At 36.8% G+C, this 20,522-nt stretch carries 16 protein-coding genes and 3 pseudogenes; 16 read left to right on the top strand and 3 right to left on the bottom strand.

Translation table 11 applies throughout. From position 1 onward, the window contains the following. The first annotated feature begins 1,377 nt into the window (after positions 1-1,377). From F6K15_RS33370 to F6K15_RS33440, 15 genes and pseudogenes are all read left to right on the top strand, one after another. A complete protein-coding gene (locus F6K15_RS33370) occupies positions 1,378-2,433 on the top strand; it encodes an amino acid ABC transporter substrate-binding protein (RefSeq protein ID WP_293069725.1) in 1,056 nt (351 codons plus the stop codon). A gap of 18 nt (positions 2,434-2,451) precedes the next feature. Further along, positions 2,452-3,618, top strand: coding sequence for an amino acid ABC transporter permease (locus F6K15_RS33375; protein ID WP_293069727.1), 1,167 nt, complete (start codon positions 2,452-2,454; stop codon positions 3,616-3,618). 891 nt (positions 3,619-4,509) lie between these two features. Further along, the gene (locus F6K15_RS33380; protein ID WP_293069728.1) at positions 4,510-4,701 is read left to right on the top strand and encodes a hypothetical protein; all 192 of its coding nucleotides are present in this window, start codon (positions 4,510-4,512) and stop codon (positions 4,699-4,701) included. A gap of 397 nt (positions 4,702-5,098) precedes the next feature. Further along, a complete protein-coding gene (locus F6K15_RS33385; protein ID WP_293069729.1) occupies positions 5,099-6,310 on the top strand; it encodes an amino acid ABC transporter permease in 1,212 nt (403 codons plus the stop codon). A gap of 151 nt (positions 6,311-6,461) precedes the next feature. Then, positions 6,462-6,836, top strand: a pseudogene (locus F6K15_RS33390) (ABC transporter permease subunit); the annotation flags it as partial. 85 nt (positions 6,837-6,921) lie between these two features. Then, positions 6,922-7,653 carry a transposase gene (locus F6K15_RS33395; protein ID WP_293069731.1) on the top strand — a complete coding sequence of 244 codons (732 nt, stop codon included), beginning with the start codon at positions 6,922-6,924 and terminating at the stop codon, positions 7,651-7,653. Next, positions 7,631-7,822: a transposase gene (locus F6K15_RS33400; protein ID WP_293069733.1), complete on the top strand. Its 192-nt coding sequence runs from the start codon at positions 7,631-7,633 to the stop codon at positions 7,820-7,822. The genes F6K15_RS33395 and F6K15_RS33400 overlap by 23 nt, the downstream gene beginning before the upstream one ends. 7 nt (positions 7,823-7,829) lie before the next feature. Further along, on the top strand, positions 7,830-7,988 hold the full coding sequence (locus tag F6K15_RS33405) for a hypothetical protein (protein WP_293069751.1): 159 nt from the start codon (positions 7,830-7,832) through the stop codon (positions 7,986-7,988). Further along, positions 7,943-8,335, top strand: coding sequence for a zinc ribbon domain-containing protein (locus F6K15_RS33410; RefSeq protein WP_293069735.1), 393 nt, complete (start codon positions 7,943-7,945; stop codon positions 8,333-8,335). Before F6K15_RS33405 ends, F6K15_RS33410 begins: the two co-directional genes overlap by 46 nt. Positions 8,336-8,468: 133 nt before the next feature. Next, positions 8,469-9,245, top strand: a complete 777-nt coding sequence (locus F6K15_RS33415; RefSeq protein WP_293069737.1) for an amino acid ABC transporter ATP-binding protein — start codon at positions 8,469-8,471, stop codon at positions 9,243-9,245. A 742-nt stretch (positions 9,246-9,987) separates the two neighbouring features. Beyond that, positions 9,988-10,749 carry an RNA methyltransferase gene (locus tag F6K15_RS33420; protein ID WP_293069739.1) on the top strand — a complete coding sequence of 254 codons (762 nt, stop codon included), beginning with the start codon at positions 9,988-9,990 and terminating at the stop codon, positions 10,747-10,749. A gap of 948 nt (positions 10,750-11,697) precedes the next feature. After that, on the top strand, positions 11,698-13,101 hold the full coding sequence (locus tag F6K15_RS33425; RefSeq protein WP_293069741.1) for a serine hydrolase: 1,404 nt from the start codon (positions 11,698-11,700) through the stop codon (positions 13,099-13,101). Between the two features lie 596 nt (positions 13,102-13,697). Continuing rightward, the gene (locus F6K15_RS33430) at positions 13,698-16,193 is read left to right on the top strand and encodes a CHASE2 domain-containing protein (protein ID WP_293069743.1); all 2,496 of its coding nucleotides are present in this window, start codon (positions 13,698-13,700) and stop codon (positions 16,191-16,193) included. Between the two features lie 310 nt (positions 16,194-16,503). Continuing rightward, complete coding sequence (locus F6K15_RS33435) at positions 16,504-16,677, top strand: hypothetical protein (RefSeq protein WP_293069745.1); 174 nt, start codon at positions 16,504-16,506, stop codon at positions 16,675-16,677. Continuing rightward, positions 16,655-17,104, top strand: coding sequence for a Uma2 family endonuclease (locus tag F6K15_RS33440; protein ID WP_293069747.1), 450 nt, complete (start codon positions 16,655-16,657; stop codon positions 17,102-17,104). The genes F6K15_RS33435 and F6K15_RS33440 overlap by 23 nt, the downstream gene beginning before the upstream one ends. 282 nt (positions 17,105-17,386) lie before the next feature. On the opposite strand, the gene F6K15_RS33445 is transcribed toward F6K15_RS33440, so the two are convergent. The 3 genes and pseudogenes from F6K15_RS33445 to F6K15_RS33455 all read right to left on the bottom strand — a co-directional run bounded on the left by F6K15_RS33445 (position 17,387) and on the right by F6K15_RS33455 (position 19,683). Beyond that, positions 17,387-17,656: a hypothetical protein gene (locus tag F6K15_RS33445; protein WP_293069749.1), complete on the bottom strand. Its 270-nt coding sequence runs from the start codon at positions 17,654-17,656 to the stop codon at positions 17,387-17,389. A gap of 75 nt (positions 17,657-17,731) precedes the next feature. Beyond that, positions 17,732-19,033, bottom strand: a pseudogene (locus F6K15_RS33450) (RNA-guided endonuclease InsQ/TnpB family protein). Between the two features lie 212 nt (positions 19,034-19,245). Beyond that, complete coding sequence (locus F6K15_RS33455; RefSeq protein ID WP_287279557.1) at positions 19,246-19,683, bottom strand: DUF4079 domain-containing protein; 438 nt, start codon at positions 19,681-19,683, stop codon at positions 19,246-19,248. 598 nt (positions 19,684-20,281) lie between these two features. Here F6K15_RS33455 and F6K15_RS33460 point away from each other — a divergent pair. After that, positions 20,282-20,522, top strand: a pseudogene (locus tag F6K15_RS33460) (hypothetical protein); the annotation flags it as partial.

The raw sequence follows: 20,522 nt of genomic DNA on the forward strand, positions 1-20,522 counted from the left end.
AAATAGATAATGGTCATAAAAGTAATTCAGAATTTGTACCAATTCCCACAGCTAGACTCAAAGAAAGAATAGCTCAGTTGTGCGATGAATATGGAATAATATTTATAGAAACCGAAGAAAGTTATACTTGTAGGGGCGAATGGCATTCGCCCCTTCATTTTTAGATGGTGACTATCTACCTAATTATGGTGAAAAACCCGATGATTGGAAACCGTCACCGAAAAGAATAAAGCGTGGTTTGTATAGAAGTAGTAATAATAGGTTAATTAATGCAGACTGTAACGGGGCTGCAAATATAATCGCAAAAGTAAGCCGCAAAGCTAAGGTTAAACTTAAGCCGACTGTGTAGGGGCACAATGAAATTGTCCCCAAAGAATATATCTTTGGTCAGCTAAGAAGAAACGGAGCAACATGGATTTACCGGTGTTGCGTAGTATCTGCTTAGAATCCCCGTGACTGACCTCCGGGGAGTAGTCAAAAAATCATAGCTTTAAAGATTAAAGATTTGGGAATTAATCTAAACTTTTTCCCAAATTCTTTACAGCAAAAGTAAGAAGAAAGAAGGAAGAAGGAAGAAAGGACTGAAAAAAATAATGTAGGGATGTTCCACAGAAAGTTTTTACCGAATAATTAAGATTTAAAACCTCTCCTGGGATGTCCCACAGCTATGTTGCCCTACCAGAGAAAAAAAGAAAAAAACCTTTTTATCCCAGAAGAAGGAAGAAGGAAAACTCAGACAACGCCAGATTTTTCTGCTTTTGATATGTCTTAACTTTTCCTTCGACTGCTATAAATAGTATCTAGATAATTAGCGATCGTACTCCTACAAAAAGATTTTTTCAGTAAACTCCATACAGTATTGAACACTCAAAAAAAGCTGAAATTCTGTATAAATTAATTAGCGATCGCTCCAATACATCCGATACATTCAATAATTAATAATTATAGTCATTTAACTTTAGATTGAGACAAAGCTTTCTTGCTCTGAGGAAGTTTCAGACGAAAGAACGTCTCATTTTTAAGTTAAACAACTATAATAATCAATAATTACCTCTCAAAAGAAAACGGAATTGATTGACTAAAAGGAAAATTTTTTCTTCTCTTGGTCGATGGTCGGACAGCGAGGAGACCTCGCCATCCCACCCTTCGGGAAGCTGCGCTTTTCATGTCGGCGACAGCCGAAACGACCGCTTTTTTCTCCTTTATCCTTAGGACTTACGCATATACGCTATATATAGCGCTCAAAACTATTGGCCAATAGTTATTGGACTCTATAAATAGTGCCTTTGTGTAAGTCCTGTATCCTTTAAAGGAGAGGCTTTAAACCTTAATTATTCGGTAAATGAAAAGTTCTTAGCAGGAGACTGAAAAGAAATTATGCAAAAATGGGTATATTTGCTATTGACAATTTTGCTATTTTCCACATACTTGACATCTTGTGAAGATTCCCTATCTGAACCAACCCCACCAGGAAAAAGTCGTTTAGATGTTGTAAAAAATCGTGGCAAACTACATTGTGGTGTAGAAGGCAACATACAAGGATTTAGTTTTGTAGACCAAAATGGCAATTATTCCGGAATAGATGTGGATATCTGCAAGGCAGTAGCAGCAGCTTTATTTAACGATCCAAATGCTGTGGAATATCGTAACTTAGATTCAACTGAGCGTTTCACAGCTCTCAATGGTGGAAAAGTAGATATGCTTTCTCGCAACACAACTTGGACAGTAAGTCGAGATACCACCGTTGGTCTAGAATTTGCCCCCACAACATTTTATGATGGTCAAAGCATAATGGTCCGTGCTAATAGTGGGATTAATTCTTTAGAGGGTCTCGAAGGCAAATCAATTTGTGTGGAAGCAGGTACAACAACAGAACTAAACTTAACAGACAATCTCCGTAAACGAAACATTGAAGCTGAGACATTAACATTTCAACAAGCAGATCCAGCTTATACTGCTTATGCAGAAGGACGTTGTGATGGGATGACTTCCGATAAATCTCAATTGTTGGGTCGTCGTCAAACTTTCCCTAATCCGGAACAACATATTATTTTAAATACTACCCTTTCAAAAGAACCCTTGAGTCCTGCAACAATAAATAATGATCCAGTTTGGTCTGATGTAGTTAAGTGGGTAATTTATGCTTTGATAGAAGCTGAAGAATTAGGTATTACTCAAGCAAATATAGACGAGAAAAAAAATTCTGGTCACTGGAAAGTAAGAATTTTTTTAGGAGAAGATCGAATAGGAGGAAATATAGGTGAAGGTTTAGGTTTAAGTAATGATTTTGCTTATAGAGTTATTAAGCAAGTAGGCAACTATGGTGAAATTTATGACCGAAACTTAGGCAAAAATTCTCCATTTAAACTACCTCGCGGTCAAAATAATTTATGGACTAATGGAGGTCTACTTTATTCACCTCCCTTTCGCTGAAAATTTTAAACAATAAAAATGATTGACCAGGAAAATCAAAAAATTCCACTATGGCGAGATGAAAGATTTTGGCGTATTGCCTTACAAGTTATCGCCGTAGTAATTTTGATTACGGTTGTAGCTATAATGATTAGCAATCTTAACCGTAATTTAGTACAACAAGGTACAAAATTTGGATTTAGTTTTCTAGGAAACGAAGCTGGATTTAGTATTAGTGAAAGTCTCATTCCCTACAAAGCAAAAGACCCCTATACTCAAGTATTATTAGCAGGTCTGATTAATTCCCTGCGAGTAATGATTTTGGGAATTTTCTTCACAACAATAGTCGGAATATTAGCAGGAATTACTAGCTTTTCCGAAAACTGGTTACTGCGAAATTTGAATCGGGTTTATGTAGAAGTTGTCAGAAATACCCCTCTACTATTACAGTTATTTTTCTGGTATTTTGCAGTTTTTTTCACTCTCCCTAAACCAGAAGAAAAATTAGAATTACCAGGACCAATATTTATGAGTAAACGAGGAATATCTATTCCTTGGCCGGAAAATACTGTGGATGTTTGGTTATGGTTAATGGTCTTAGTTATAGAAGCGATCGCTGCTATATTTCTTTGGCAACAGCGGAATAAATTAATGACAGAAAAAGCAGCATCTGGTCAACCACAACTTATATCTTTAATTAGAATGGGAATTATTGCTATATTTATTATTATATTTCGATTAGGTTGGCAAGCACCTATAGAAACAGCAACAGGAAGGATAGAAGGGGGGTTAAATTTAACATTAGAACTGTCAGCTTTACTGGTAGGATTAGTATTTTATACAGGTGCATTTATTGCTGAAATTGTTCGTTCCGGTATTCAAGCAGTACCAAAAGGACAATGGGAAGCAGCAAAGTCTTTAGGATTAAAATCAAGTTTAGTAATGAGGTTAGTAATTTTTCCCCAGGCATTAAGGGTAATGATTCCACCATTAAATAGCCAATATATGAACTTAGCAAAAAACTCTAGTTTAGCAATAGCTATTGGTTATCCAGATTTATATTCAGTTGCTAATACTACTTATAATCAAACAGGTCGTCCAGTAGAAGTATTTATCCTCATTATGGCAGTTTATCTTTTGATAAATTTGATAATTTCATTGTCTATGAACTTCTTAAATAAAAGCGTTCAACTCAAAGAAAGATAATACAACAATGAATAATGAATAATTATTGAGTCCCTTTTCTTGAAAAGAAGAAGATTGACGCTTAAGGAAAATTTTTTCTCCTTAAAAGGAGAGGCTTTAAACCTTAATTATTCTCTAAGGGAGTGGGGGAATGTTTAGAAGGGAATGTTTTTAACAAAGGGTTGATTCATCAATTGATAATTGATAATTACTTCTGGTTAAAACCGTTACGGGATTGAATATCAGGAAATATTATTTCTTCGTTATTTAATAATTACTTAGGGTTTGCTGAATAAAGTCTTTTTGCTATGGTAAGGAGTAGGGAGTAGGGAGTAGTGAAGAGTTAGGATTTAGGGAAGTTAGCTGAAGAACTGGTCATTCATAATCTACCCTTACTTTTTCTGTCATAATGACTCCAAAATCTTCACTTTTTCCACTCCATCAACCGAAAAGCTGCTACTTTTTCAGCACCTAAAATTCTTAAAACCAATATCAGTCAATGCTTTGAGATTTAATCAGCAAGCCCTACTTATTAATTATTAGTTAATCACTTTTATTCAGTATAAAATCCAAACAAAAATTTATTTTTTTATACGATAAATAAATCGCTAAAAACTTTTTTAGCTAGCATTTTATGTGAATAAAATTTCTTGAATTTCAGCATAAATTTTCAGTATTTTGAGGAAAATAAGAGCAAATAACTAGGAGATAAATTGAGAATAAAAAGCTCTATTACCTTAGCTATTCTGACTTTCAGCTTTATTCAGCAAGCCCTAATTAGAAAAAAATGATAAAGTTAGTGTTAATAACTTAATAACTGAAGTTTTACCTAATTATAGTATTACTTTTAAGAATTGGTATTAGCTATAACTCAGAAAATTTAGTTAAACAATAGGGGAAACAGCTAGAAAAATGGTTAGTCCTACTAACTTAATCGTATACAAGAATAAGGGATATCGGGTACGGGAGCAAGATGCTCTTACTGCCATAACTCACAAAAATAATGGCAATGAACCAGCACCGAAAAATGCTCCCATTTACCCCCACTCCTCCACTCCCCTTGAGGGTTTTGGACTGAAAACCAGGCAGTTTTTTCAACCCTAAAAAGACTTTAGCCAATATCAGTCAATGCTTTGAGATTCGATAGTTCAGCAATTAACAATTAACAATTAATAATTAATAATTACTTCTTCTTAAAACGGATAGGATTGACTAAAATGATTTTTTTAAGTAGTCGTGCAAAATCAATTTCCTAGTTGAGAGAGGGAACAGGGAACAGGGAACAGGGAACAGGGAGAAATAATTGATAACTTCTGGATAAGATTGGAGATATATAATAAAATGTGTAATTAATTTTGCATAAGCACTTATTTTGTCCCCTATCCAAGAGGCGGCTTCAAGGCGTGAATTGTTGAATTAATAATTATTAACTATCAACTCTTAATTATTAATTATTAATTATTAATTATTAATTATTAATTATTCGGTAAACCCTAATTATATGAAAACAATTAATACTAATAAATCATCAGCACCCCCATTTCAGGAAAATAATCCTATAGAATGGCTCAGACAAAACTTTTTTAGTACCTGGTACAACACCTTATTAACTATCATCTTACTCAGCATTATTACCAAGGGAATAACAGGTTTTATCTCTTGGGCAATAACTCAAGCAGAATGGGAAGTAATCAAAGTTAATTTGCCATTATTAATGGTAGGTAGATATCCGAAAGACCAATATTGGCGCATCTGGTTAATAGTTGGCATAATTTCTAGCTTATCCGGTTTTTCTTGGGGAATTATTGCCAGAAACTCAGCCACATTATTTTCCCAACCAGTATTAATTTTTCTAGCTGTTATACCTGCTATTTTATTATTAATTCCAGTAACAACCCCATTCAAACTCTTACTAATAGGAACAGTTATTTTAGTTATTAGTACTGCTTGGGCAGGAAAATTTTTAGGCATAAAAATTACAAATATAGGTAAATACATATCTTTGCCTTGGTTTATAGCCTTTCTCTTAATTATCTGGTTAATCGGAGGAGGATTAGGTTTAAAATCTGTACCTACAAACGACTGGGGAGGTTTAATGTTAACTATATTAATGGCTATAGTTAGCATTTTTCTATCTTTTCCTCTAGGAATTTTATTAGCTTTAGGCAGACAAAGTAAATTACCAGTAATTAAAATATTTTCTATTGGTTATATTGAAATTATTCGAGGATTACCTTTAATCTCAATCTTATTTATGGGGCAAATTATGATTCCCCTATTTCTGCCAGATGGAATGCGACCAGACCGAATTTTACGAGCAATATTAGGATTAACTTTATTTAGTTCAGCTTACCTAGCAGAAAATATTAGAGGTGGTTTACAGTCCGTACCTAGAGGTCAAACAGAAGCAGCAAAAGCATTAGGTTTTAGTACTCCATTGGCATTAGGATTAATTGTGTTACCCCAAGCATTAAAAGTTGCTATTCCCTCAATTGTCGGTCAGTTTATTAGTCTATTTCAGGATACAACTTTATTATCAATCGTCGGATTATCAGAATTGTTACGCATGAGTCGCTCAATCTTAGCTCAACCACAATTTTTAGGAGATTATGCAGAAGTTTATTTATTTAACGGCATACTTTTTTGGATTATTTGTTATGCCATGTCAATTGGTAGTCGGCAGTTAGAAAAAAAATTAAATACTGATCGTTAAGTCAAAAGTCAAAAGTCAAAAGTTAGAAAGTTAGAAAGTTAGAAAGTTAGAAAGTTAAAAACAATAACTCATAATAATCTTTTTTCTTAGTCAAATATAAAAACTAGACGTTGGTAAATGACTGTATGATTTTGCTAGATTATAAATGTGCTTTATAGCTTTTTACCTAGCAGAAAATATTAGAGGAGGTTTACAGTCTATACCAAGAGGTCAAACAAAAGCAGCAAAAGCATTAGGTTTCAAAACTCCATTAGCATTAGGATTAATTGTCTTACCTCAAGCATTAAAAGTTGCTATTCCCTCAATTGTCCGTCAGTTTATTAGTCTATTTCAGGATACAACTTTATTATCAATCGTCGGATTATCAGAATTGTTACGCATGAGTCGCTCAATCTTAGCTCAACCACAATTTTTAGGAGATTATGCAGAAGTTTATTTATTTAACGGCATACTTTTTTGGATTATTTGTTATGCCATGTCAATTGGTAGTCGGCAGTTAGAAAAAAAATTGAATACCGATCATTAACAAAAACAAAAGTAGTCAAAAGTTATCTATCGATCCCTTCAAATCAGCATTTACTGCTATTGCGCTTTGTGGTATCATTCCAACTATGCTCGCACTCAACTACACTTATCGAATTTATCCCGACCAAAAACAAGTCGAGTTATTGAATGAATGGCTCGAAACTTGTCGTAGTGACTATAACTATGCTCTTCGAGAACTTAAGGATTGGATTGCTTCCAGAAAATGTCCAATAGATCGGTGTAGTTTGGACAGTGAGTATATTATGAATGCTGATTACCCATTCCCTGGATATCAGCAACAACAAAATAACCTCCCCAAAGCTAAGAAAGAATTTCCGAGACTAGCTGCGGTTCCTTCTGAGGTATTGCAGACAACTATCCGAAGATTGCAGGATGGTTGGGACTTTTTCCAGAACAGAGGTTATGGATTTCCTCAGTTCAAAAAGTACGGACAAATCAAGTCCATGTTGTTTCCTCAATTTAAAGTCAATCCGATTACAGGATGGCTTCTCAAACTCCCTAAATTAGGAAAAGTCCAAATCAACTTGCATCGTCCAATACCTGAAAGTTTTATTGTCAAGCAGGTCAGGATACTAAAGAAGGCAATGGGGTGGTTCGCTGTAATTACCATTCAATCTGATATTTCGATTCCAGCACCCCTACCCCACGGGCATTTCATCGGAGTAGATGTGGGACTGGAGAAATGCTTGGCGACCAGTGATGGCTTCCTAGAACCGGGACGAAAATTTTTCCAGAGCATAGTCGGCTGTAGGCGAAAGCCGTGCCGAAGGCTAAGTGCTACAACGCAGATTGTCTAAGAAAAAGAAACGTTCTGTTAACTACGAGAAAGCCAGGATTAAAGTAGAGAAACAGCACAATCTTATGGCATTCAAACGCAAAGACTATCAGTTCAAATTAGCCCATCAATTATGCGACATGGCTGAGACTATCTTCGTTGAAGACATAGATTTTAGCAACCTAGGCTAAAGGTTTCTTGGGTAAACATACTGTTGATGCAGGTTTTAGACAATTTAGGAGTATTTTGTCTTATGTGGGGAAACAGCAGGGAGTATACGTTGCTCAAGTAGACCACAAAGGTATAGCGCTGTGCGCAGGCAACAGGCAACAGGCAACAGCTCATCTGGGGGAATAAATTGCCTATCATACAAGACTTTTAGCTATTTGGCCTTTCCTGTAATTTGTAAATATACCAGCGCTCATTGCTATACTTCTCACACTTGTCCAAACTGCCGTAGTTTAGTCAGAAAGGAACTCTCTGATAGATCGCATAGCTGTCCAGAATGCAAGTATGAAGCTGATAGAGACGTAGCTTCAGCGCAGGAAATATGTAACCGAGGCTATGAACAACTAACTACCCAGGGACTCTGGGAGCAAGAAATAGGCTGTCAAGTCGGGCTGTCGGGGACTTTTTGTCTAGACAAGTGGCACAGGGCAGCAATGTCTAACAGCGATGTTGGAAGTCCGCGCTGTACCTCCTAGAGGTTAGCGTTGGGAGGATGTCACAGGTATTATAGAAATAGACAGATAAGGCGCGGACTTATACTGATAATGATCTTTAGACAGGGAAATATTTTTCCTGCTGTTCCCTATTCCCTATTCCTTATTCCCTTCTATGACAGAAACAAAAACCAAACAAACTGAAGCACAAATAGATTCTGATTTAGCAATAGTTGCTAGAGATGTTCAAAAGTGGTACAGCAATAATTTTCACGTCCTCCGTGGAGTAAGTCTCACAGTAAAACGTGGAGAAGTTGTAGTAATTATGGGGCCAAGTGGCTCAGGTAAATCCACCTTTATCCGTACTTTTAATGCTTTAGAAGAATATCAAAAAGGTAGCATTATTATTGATGACATCAGTTTATCCCACGACTTGAAAAATATTGAGGCAATTAGGCGAGATGTGGGAATGGTATTTCAGCAGTTTAATTTATTTCCCCATCTCACAGTTTTGCAAAATGTGACTTTAGCGCCAATATGGGTGCGTCGATGGCCAAAAGCCAAAGCAGAAGAAGTGGCAATGCAACTTTTGGAAAGAGTCGGTATTTTGGAGCAAGCCAAAAAATTTCCCGGTCAACTTTCTGGAGGTCAACAGCAAAGGGTGGCGATCGCTCGTGCTTTAGCCATGCAGCCAAAAATTATGTTGTTTGACGAACCGACTTCTGCATTGGACCCAGAGATGGTGCGAGAAGTTTTGGATGTAATGCGAAATTTGGCAGATTCGGGAATGACTATGGTGGTTGTGACTCATGAAGTAGGGTTTGCCAGGGAGGTGGCAGACCGGATCGTGTTAATGGCTGATGGGTTATTGATAGAGGAGGCGACCCCAGAAGAATTTTTTCAAAACCCCAAGGAAGAGCGCACGCGCCAATTTTTGTCACAGATTTTGTAGGTTTCAAAAAGCTAGAGTTGAGGAAATATGCTTTTGAGTACTCTCGCCAGGCAGTAGGGGAGTAGGGGGAGATAAAGACACCTAGAGATAAAAATCTACTGCACAGTTTTAGCAGTGGTAGAAGAAAATAGATTTGATTCACTCATCAACTTCATTTCCTGAAGCTCAAAAAAGAAGAGGGTTGTATCTCAGAAAAAATCGTGATAATCTGAGAATAGAATTGTATATTGGGGTGTGCTCGCCCCTACGCATGACTTTTTATTCAACGCCAAAAATCAGAGCAAAAACCAAATATAATAAATTGCACTGTCAAACTCAAATAAAAGAATCTTCTTGTTTCATCATTTCCTGAAGCTCAAAAAAAGAAGAGGGTTGTGCATCAGAAAAAATCGTGATAATCTGAGAATAGAATTGTATATTGGGGTGCGTTCGCCCCTACGCATGACTTTTTATTCAACGCCAAAAATCAGAGCAAAAACCAAATATAATAAATTGCACTGTCAAACCTCAGATAACGCCAGATTTTCCCTCTTTCGTGTTCATTTTGTGAAGCTCAAAAAAGAAGAGGGTTGTATCTCAGAAAAAATCGTGATAATCTGAGAATATAATTATATATTGGGGTGCGTTCGCCCCTACGCATGACTTTTTATTCAACGCCAAAAATCAGAGCAAAAACCAAATATAATAAATTGCACTGTCAAACTCAGATAACGCCAGATTTTCCTTCTTCCCTCTTCCCTTAATGCTGAAACAACAATCAAAACAAATAAGAATAGTATTAGTAGAACCTGCCGGACCACTAAACGTTGGTTCTGTAGCCCGGATTATGAAAAATATGGGCTTCCATCACTTAGTCTTAGTTAATCCTCAATGCGACCCCCATGGACTAGAAGCCAGAAAAATGGCAGTTCATGCCCCAGAAATCTTAGAAAAAGCCACCATAGTTCAAACATTACCTGAAGCACTAAAAGGATGTCAAAGAGCGATCGCCACAACATCCCTAGACCGTTCATTACCCACCAAGCTAGAAAACCCCCGACATACCCTACCTTGGCTATTAGGATATCCAGCAGCCTTAATATTTGGAAGAGAAGACAGAGGCTTAACTAATGTAGAATTAAACTATGCACAAAGATTTGTCCGTATTCCATCAGATGATACCTATCCTTCACTAAATCTGGCTCAAGCAGTAGCTATCTGTTGTTATGAACTATATCAGTTGCAAACTATAGCACTGAGCGACCAACAAAATCAGGATAGTCCACCCACCCCTGCTCCTAACTTAGAAGCTCAAATAGATTTAATCGAGGCATATTATCAGGATCTAGAAACCCTGCTACTCAAAATAGGTTATCTTTATCCCCATACAGCATCTAGCAGGATGGAAAAGATTCGTCGTCTATTCAACCGCGCCTATCCCTCTAGTGAAGAAATAGCAATGTTACGCGGAATGATTAGGCAAACGAATTGGGCACTTTCTCAGCATTGCGAAAATGATAGTTAATCTATTCTTCCTGGGTATTCTTTTAATATATAAATAAATGGCTGAATAGAAATATCTGAGTCCAAGTTATAGAAGCTTGTAAAAATCTTCTGGATTTATCTGTAATATCATGTCCGGATAGTTAGTGATGAAAAAACTTTCTCCTGTTGTTCCCTGTTTTTCCCTGCTGATATAGAATCCGATTATATAGTATATGTTGATAATTCTATATTACTTCAAGCCTTTAATTTCCCCTACTCCCCTACTCACAACTATACAATAACTATTCAACCGGATTCGATATGACTCCTGACTCCTCTCTCATTATTTATAACTATTCAACCGGACATGATATAAAGTGTTTTTTTGTCTAGAATAGGTAAAAATAGTTACTACTTGCGCTAAAGTAATAGATATTTACCTAAATCGTAGGTGATGAAGCAAAATTAATATTTGATTAAGTTAGTATTCTAGTACGTAAGCATTTCCTGCGGAATGCTGCGCAAACAGCTATTAGCTGTCAGCTCTCATAAGGGGGTTTAAATAAATATAGACTTTAAAGCCAGTTTCTGTAGTAAGTATAAATTCTGACTCAATTAGTAAAACTTTTATCTAATAACTAAAAGCAATAGCTGAAGTTCGCAGTTCCGACCTAGGAGGCTGGCTGAAGTTCGCAGTTCCGACCATAGGAGGCTAGCTGACGGCTGAATGCTTACTCTAGTACTAACCCATCTAACTCAATATTAATAATATTAATAATATTAATAATGTCAAAACCTGTGAGAAATAAAATAATTATCTGTATTGTCTCTTGGTATTAAGTTTTTTCGCTCGATTGTGTGTTTCTTATCTGACTTTTTATTCTTGTAAAATGGAATAAATTTTTATGCAGAAATAGTCAATTTTTGTTGATTTTGATTTACTTCTGTTCGATAAACAAAATTTTAGCTATAAATTAAGGTGTTTGGAGTGGTTCAGAGATTTCCTAGTCCATCAATTCTTTCAGTAGTATCATCCCCTACTAGGCCAGATTCTCAATCGAAGCAATCTAGTAGTAGACAGCAAAATCATCCCGTGCAACCGCAGCTACCCCTCAAAAGAAAGCGTGATGTAGCTAAATTTCCTCTGCCACCCTCTGAGGAACCTCATTTAAGGCCAGTCGCCCCAAAAAAGAAATTTGTTGCACCTAGAGCCTTAAAAACAGAAATTCCTAAATTTCAATCTCACAGAGCTAAACGTAGCCGAAGAGATGAACTGGCGAGATTAAGGTCCATCGCAGAACAACAACCCAAAACATCTACTCGACCCCAAAAACGGCCAGAAAAAGCCCAATCTTTTATTTCTCAGCCACCACTGCAAAAAAAATCCCCACTCACAAGTCGTAAACGCTCTGTGTCTTCTTCGGTAGTGTTGTACGCAACTCGGATGTTAATTTTGGGTATGGGAATAGCCGTAATTAGTGGAACATTGTTATCAATGTTGAAGCCTGGAAGTAGTTCTAGTCTCATTTCTCAAGCAGCAGATGTAGAACCAAATCAAGAATGGAAATCTCCCTCTATTGTACCTTTAGCAGTACAACAAACTAGAGAAATTACAGCTTTGAAAACAGAGCTAGATACAGTCATCGCAGAATATCCAAAGCTCACCCCAGGAATATTTCTGATTGATGTTGATACTGGTGCTTATCTAGATATTAATGGAAATGTTGCTGTTGCAGCAGCTAGTACGATTAAGGTGCCAATATTAGTAGCTTTTTTTCAAGCTGTAGACCAAGGTCGCATCAAACTAGATGATATGTTGACAATGGAGGAATCTTATATAGCTGAGGGTTCGGGAGATATGCAGTTTCGCAGACCTGGTACTAAATATACCGCTTTGCAAACAGTGACAAAAATGATCGTGATTAGCGATAATACCGCAACCAATATGTTGATTGAAGCACTTGGTGGGTCTGAAGTTTTGAATCAGTTGTTTCAAAGTTGGGGTTTGAAGAATACTACTATTAATGATTCCTTACCAGATCTCTCTGGCACTAATACAACAACTCCCAAGGATTTGATTAATTTAATTTCACAGGTAAATCAAGGTGGATTGATATCTCTAAAGTCTCGCGATCGCTTGTTTAGAATTATGGAGAGGACTAGAAATGATTCATTGTTACCTCGGGGTATAGGTAGAGGTAGTATTATTGCTCACAAAACAGGCAACCTGAAGTCTGTATTAGCAGATGTGGGTATGATTGACTTACTCAATGGCAAGCGCTATCTATTAGCTGTACTTGTGAAGCGTCCAGATGACGAACAAACTGCCATAGAATTGATTCGTGAAGTATCTAAAAAAACTTATCAATATCTTGAATCTTCAGAGCAGTAGTTGTTTGTTAGTAAGTGATATCATGTCCGGATAATTAGTTATAAAAATGCTTCCTCCTCCTTCTTCTTTCTTCCCTCCTGACTCGGTCCTTCCCCTCCCAGGAGGGGAGGGCCCCGCGGGTGGGTTTACTCCTGAGGACTCCGTAGTTATTTATTTTATAACTGTTCAACCGGACATGATATGAGACATTGATTAACTATTTTTAAGAAGAGTCTAAAATTCTTGCCCGAGGCAAAATTAAAATGCTAGACTTACGGATATATGTAATAATAAAGCTAAAATTTAACTACCCCGCCAAAAATAAGTCTTAAATAGATTAATGGGCAGAAAAATCAAGGGACAATTATTCCGACTAAATCCTAATATTAATTCCCATTTCTCCTGAATTCTGACTCCTACCCTTACCAAAAGGTTATTTTCAGCAAACCCCATTTAATACTTTGACGATCGCTGATTTTCCAGAACATGAACATTAAAGATATAGTGATCGCTGTTTTTGTTTTTACATAGAAGAGTTGCTCTGATATGTGTCTAAATCTCTCTAATCAATTTAGAATTGCTAAAGTAAAAAGGTATGTGCTCGAAATCAAAGAAAAATGACTCAGACTGCTTATAGATTCTACCTGAAGATTCAAAAAGTTGAAAAAGTCTGCCTATTTGAACTGGCCTGGGGTAGAGGGCAACAATTAAGTGTCACCCTTCCTGATCCAGAGGAGCTTACCATATTTTATCAAGATTGGCAAACAAAATATCTGAGTTTTTATCATAGAGCCTTACGAGGAAGGGTAGTAAGTACAGGAACAATAATCAGACAAGTTGATTGGGAGCAAAAATTGGTCCAAGCAGAAGCAAAACTTCTGTGTGAATTTCATCGTTGGCTACGACACGAAAAACTATTTGAAATTAGAGCAATAATTGCTCAAGCAGCCAAACAAAAAACAGAGAATTTATTACCATCACAACACAACACCCATATACCTACTATTGACGTATTTCTAACTTGTAACTCCCAAGAATTATGTCGTTTACCCTGGGAAGTATGGGAAATTACAGAATTTGCTGCATCCAGTAAAATTAGAATAGTCCGCCAACCGATTAATATCCACGATACACCAGTCAACTATCGCTCCAAACCCTGTCGAGGTAAAGCTAGGGTATTAGCAATATTGGGAGATGATACAGGTTTAAATTTCCAGGTAGACAAAGAAGCAGTAAAATCACTATCCCCAATAGCAGAAGTAGAATTTGTCGGTTGGCAACCTCACGAGGGTCAAGCAGAGCTAAAAGACAAAATTGTCAAAGCCATAAAAGACGAACGTGGGTGGGATATCTTATTTTTCGCCGGACACAGTAATGAAAATCTGAATACAGGTGGGGAACTAGCGATCGCTCCTGGCATATCTCTATCCATGATCGAAATTGCTCAATCCTTAACTATAGCCAAACAGAGAGGTTTACAATTTGCCATCTTTAACTCCTGTAGTGGTTTAAGCATCGCTAACACCCTGATCGACTTAGGTTTAAGTCAAGTTGCCGTCATGCGAGAACCCATTCATAACCAAGTTGCCCAAGAATTCTTAGTACGATTTCTACAAAGTCTAGCCGAATACAAAGATGTTCACGAATCATTATTATCAGCGTGTCAATTTTTAAAGCTAGAGAAAAATCTCACCTATCCTAGTACATATCTAATACCATCTTTGTTTTGCCACCCAGATGCTCCACTATTTTGTCTTCAACCATCTAGAATTAAAGACAAATGCAAACGGTGGTTACCTAGCAAAAAAGAAGCGATGGCGCTCGGTGCATTAATTTTATGCAGTTGGCAATTATCAACTCAAAGCTTTTTAATTGAAAAGCGAGTATTAGTGCAAGCCATGTATCGGCAATTTACCAATCAACCTGATAGTAAAAATTCGCCTCCCGTGCTATTAGTTGAAATTGACGAAGAGTCCATCAAAAAAGCCAAAATATCCGATCCTAGACCTATGGATCGTAGCTACATAGCCAAAATCATCGATCGACTTACATCTATAAACGCCAAAATCATTGGTGTTGACTATCTATTAGATCGCCATCAACCAAAAAACGACCGACAACTAGCTCGGACTCTGCGTTCATCCATAAAAAAACAAAATACTTGGTTTGTTTTAGCGACATCTCGTAATCAAGCTGGTGGATGGTTTGAACCCTTGCCAGAGTTAGCATCCCCAAATTGGCAACTACACGGAGATACTTTTATTGTCGGTTATGACAGTTACGTTACCCATTTTACATTGTTACCAAGGCAATATTCTAGCAAGAGACCATTGCCTTTTGCTTATTGGTTAGCAGTTGCTCACTGGTTAAACTTTGAACAATCTGGGGAGTTGCTTCAACCCCGGATTAATTCCTCAGATAATTGGGTATCTCAAGTCAAAAATCATATTAATCAGACCACAGGTGAATATGGATTTTTGGATTTATTTTCCAATTCATCTCGCTTACAGCCTTTAACTAAATTGTCCTATAAATTAGGGCAAATGTGGATGCATCCAATTATAGATTTTTCTGTTCCCCCAGAAGCAGTTTTTCAACGTTTACCTGCTTGGCAACTTTTGGAGAGTAATGACTCCCCATTATTACCACTAACTACACTAGATAAACGTCCATCAATAGTGATTATTGCTGCTGGATATAAAGATGCAGGATTAGTTGCTCCAGGAGGAGACAATTTTCCTTTACCCGCTGCCGTTGGTTACTGGCGCTCTCAAGATTCTCCAAACCCCAGTAAGCTATTCACTGGGGGTGAAATTCATGCTTATATGGTTCATCATTTGCTTAATCAAAGATTAGTTATACCTATTCCTAATTTATGGTTAATTTTATTAGCTGCTTTGTTAGGGAAAGGAACAGTATTAGTGTTAGGAAATAGTACTAAAACTCAAAAACAAGAAATTATTTTTTTATGGTTTTTATTGACTCTAATTTATGTACTGGCTAGCCTACAAATTTATATTTCATTAGAAATTTTATTGCCTTGGTTGTTACCTAGTCTAACATTTTGGATTTATATCTTTTTATATTTTATTAACCGTAAGTCAACTTATTAAAATTGAGTGCTTATATTATTTTGAAAATAATATTACATAGGTAAGGAAAAAGAAAGGATGAAAATGGGAATAAATAATAAAAACATCAATAAATATCAAAAATGTTAGTACTTCAGATTACTAAAATACAATTAAGCGCGACACTTTTGGACTGTAGTGGCGATATTTTTTTAATATGAAATACAAAAAATTATGCAAATATTACGAATCTCCCCATCTCCCTATCAATCTTTGGTAGCAAACATTAACGTATTTCATATTAAGAGGCTGAAATGTTGAATTTTGTAGAAGGTTTACAACAGTTAGAAAATTGATAAATGAGGATGGCTTAGGCTCTATTGATGCCGATAAAATTTTTGTTATGGGTGATATTAGTTGGCAGATGTATGAAAATTCATTGGATAATTTGCAAGATAATTCTTGTTGGCGAATTAGTTTTTTAGAGCGGGTGTTTAGAAATTATGTCGCAGAGTCTTCACCATGAATTTATTAAGAGTAATATTGGTCGATTATTAGAAGTTTATTTTGAGGAAAGTCGCATCCGTTTTTATGGTTTAGGTTCCACTACTTTTCGTTCTCAGGCAACAGTTAGAGGTATTGAGACGGATGAATGTTACTGTCTTTTTAGCAATAAAGATATTCCTGATTTAGCTATTGAGGTTGTAATTACCAGTGGTGGTATTAATGCTTTAGAAGTTTATCAAAGTTTAGGAGTTTCTGAAGTGTGGTTTTGGCAGAATGGAAGTTTTTCTATCTATTACTTAAATCAGGGAAAGTATGAGCAGGTAATTAGGAGTAATTTATTGCCTTTGTTAGATGTAAAATTGTTAGCAAATTATGTTGAATCTGATGAACCTTTTGATGCTGTTTTAGAGTTTAGGCAACAAATTCGTGAGAGTTTTTCGGTTTAATTAGGGTTTGCTGAAAAAGTCTTATGGGTGAGAGTAGGAGACAGGAGACAGGAGACAGGAGACAACCCACCCCTAACCCCTCCGGTGGAGGGGAGAAATTGGAATGAGCGAGGAGGTAGGAGCGGGCGTTTTGTCCCAAGATTGTTCTGCGCAACAAAGCCGCCTAAAATACTAACTTTTTGAGCGTGAAGAGCTGAAAACCAGACACTTTTTAAAGGCCCCAAAAAGACTAAAACCTTTATCTGTAAATACTTTTAGATTTAATCAGCAAGCCCTAATTACCTAAACAATAGTAGAAGAAAGTGTAACTCCTCCATAACTACCCATACCAATAAAACCAATAGCAGTGGGGTCTGATTCTGTGATAGCTTTGACCGCTCCATAAGTTGCTGCACCGACAACTGCACTAGCACCGATAATAGGAGTTGCGCCGATGCTGATACCTCCAAAACTACCTATTAATCCAATATTGCCGACTGTGGTAGAAAAGGTTGCGCCAGTTGTTGCACCTATGGATATATATGGAAAGCTTTCAGATAAGTTTTTGGTCATTGCTAGAAACCCACAATGTTTGGGTCAAGAAAAATGTGTGTTTGATTTCAACTTGACATCCTCCCGACGCTGCTCTCACGAGACAGGGTGGGATTCCTTAACATCACTGTTAGGGGCTTTCTGTTTCTTAGCACCCGCCTTCCGAGATTTACTCCCAGAAGGTCTTACAGTCGCTCCACAGACTGACACTGCTAGCCCAGCAGCCAAAATGTTTATAGTTGCATTGAGATCGCGGTCATGGTGACTACCACATTCTGGGCAATCCCACTCTCTAATATTTAGAGGTAATTTTTCCACTACATGACCACAATTAGAGCAACGTTTTGTTAGCGCAGCTCCTCTGAAAGAGGAACTAGGAAAATACCTGTCAATTTTGATCAACTCCCGTCCATACCATTCTGCTTTGTACTCTAATTGCCTGACTAGTTCTCCACAATTAGCATCACTACCCACCCCTCTTGCTCCCCTCCCGGGAGGGGATGGGGGTGGGTTATGATTCTTGACCATATTTTTAACTGCTAAGTCCTCTACTACAATAGTTTGATTTTCTCTAGTTAGTTGTAGGGGAGCCGTCGGATTGGCGACGTATGTTAGCTTATGAGTGTAATCCAGCCTTGAATCTTTAATTTTAGCGTGTATCCTGGCTACTTTTAACCTAGCTTTATGGTAGTTATTAGAACCTTTGGTTTTACGAGAAAGTGATTTTTGAGCTAGTCTTAATTTCTTTCCCAACTTGTTTAGATTTTTCGGGTTAGTAATTTTTTCTCCATCACTGGTAGTAACTAAACTGGTAATTCCCAAGTCAATACCTACTTGTTTCTTGACTGGTTTAAGCCTCAAGTCTCTAGGATCATTGATCCTCAAAGATACAGACCATCTACCAGAGGGCGCTAGCTTGACAGTGATTGTACTAGGTACACAACCCTGCGGTAGCTGCCTACTCCATCTAATAGGTAATGGTTGTGCACATTTAGCTAGGTAGACTTGACCATCTTTCCACTTGAATGCCGATTTCGTAAATTCAGCACTACCACCATTTCGTTTTTTCTTAAAATTAGGATATTTAGCGCGTCCACTAAAAAAGTTAGTGTTTGCGCAGCATTCCGTAGGAAAAGCAGTTTGTAGATGTCTTAAACCTTGCTGTAATGGAACACTGCTTACCTCACTCAGAAAATCTAAGTCATCTTGCTTTTTCCAAGAGGTAAGCATAGTTGAGGTTTGCTTATAGCTCACTCTTTACTTTTGTTCATACCAAGCTTGAGTCCTTGCTGCTAAAGCTTTGTTGTAGATTAAACGCACACAACCCAAAGTTCTCCGCAACAGACTTTCCTGCTCCGGAGTTGGGTAAAATCTAAATCTGCACGCTTTTTCAACCATCTGCTGCAAAATTTTTCAACATTTACATATTAACAGATTATGTGTGAAGCTGCAACATTGATTGGCATTCCCATACGACGCTCCCGACTAGGAGAGCGCGGGTCTTCTGGCAACATTTAGATAAACTTTTTTTGATTAGCTCTGCATCAGTAGATTTATCATTTTTTTTAAGATCGAGTTTTGTATGTTATAATATGTATCTTCTTCTTTCTTCAAGGCAAATATTTTTGCACGACACTCCAACCAGTCAAAGATACTGTTGCAAAACTAAACAACAGAATAATATTAGTCGTGATATGGAGCGATCGCGCCCAAAGTTGTTTTGAATTTATCTGAGTCGCACTCCAAGCAGAAACTAAAACCAAAGCTACAACAGTTAAACCAGCGGGTAAATGAGCGGAATGACCCAAGTTACCATAATAACCAATAGTTCCTACCAAACCAATTGCCAGTAACAAAATTACTAAAAATACCATTATACCACCAATAATATAATGAAAAGGTCGTAACCATTGAGGACGTTTTTGTTTGTTATGGCGAGCAAAAAACATCCAACCGCCTGTTACTGCTAATAATGAATAGGCAAATAGGGAAAGACCCATAGACCAAGCTGCTATTTTCCATAGCCAGAGAAAAGAAGGTAAATTCATGTATATTGATTGTAATGTTTACAGTTTATAAGAGAGGAAAATGGAGTATTAATTGATAATTCATGGATGATAATTGATTTTATTTTTAATTTTTACCGAATAATTAATAATTAAATAATTCAATAATTCAGGTTTAAAGCCTCCCTTGAAAACGGGAAAAAAATAAATTTTTTCCTTTTATTGGGACTTACACAAAATAGCAGCAGAAAATAGGCTCAAATATATACAGGCAGAGGTTTTTACGTCAAAAAGGTATAAATCCTTTATTACCAAGGGTTTTAGCCATTTTTAGGACATTGACGTAATTCCATTACCTAGACTGACTTTCAAGCTGTTTTTCTGCCAGAAAATGTCTAAGTACCATTATTCAATCTTCTCCTTAAAAGGAAGAGGTAATTATCCATTATTGAACAGATATCTAATAAATTAGACCATTTCTCAAAAACTTTTCTACGCTTTCTTGAGCAGGGGACTCCCAGGATGGGAAGTAGGGGAGTAGGGGAGTGGGGGAGAAGTAAATATAATAATAATTAACACTATTTAATGTTGTTCTATTTTTGGACATTTAACTATTGTCCAACAGTTAAGGAAAAAAATCATGGGTACTAGAGAAGCGTCTTTTTTATTAGGTATGTCTCGTCAACGTTTATTAGTTTTATTAGCTCAAGGAAGAGTTAAAGGAGCTGAGAAAAAAGGTAGATTCTGGGAAATTCCAGTTTCAGACAGTGGAATGCCTGTAATAATTCCGGCTCGGCGGGGTCCGAAAGGTATGTGGCGCAAGAGAGAATCTACCACACCAAAAATGATTCATGTCAATCAAAACAAAATTCAAAGTAATA

This window comes from Okeania sp. SIO2B3 (assembly GCF_010672525.1).
Classification (GTDB): domain Bacteria; phylum Cyanobacteriota; class Cyanobacteriia; order Cyanobacteriales; family Microcoleaceae; genus Okeania.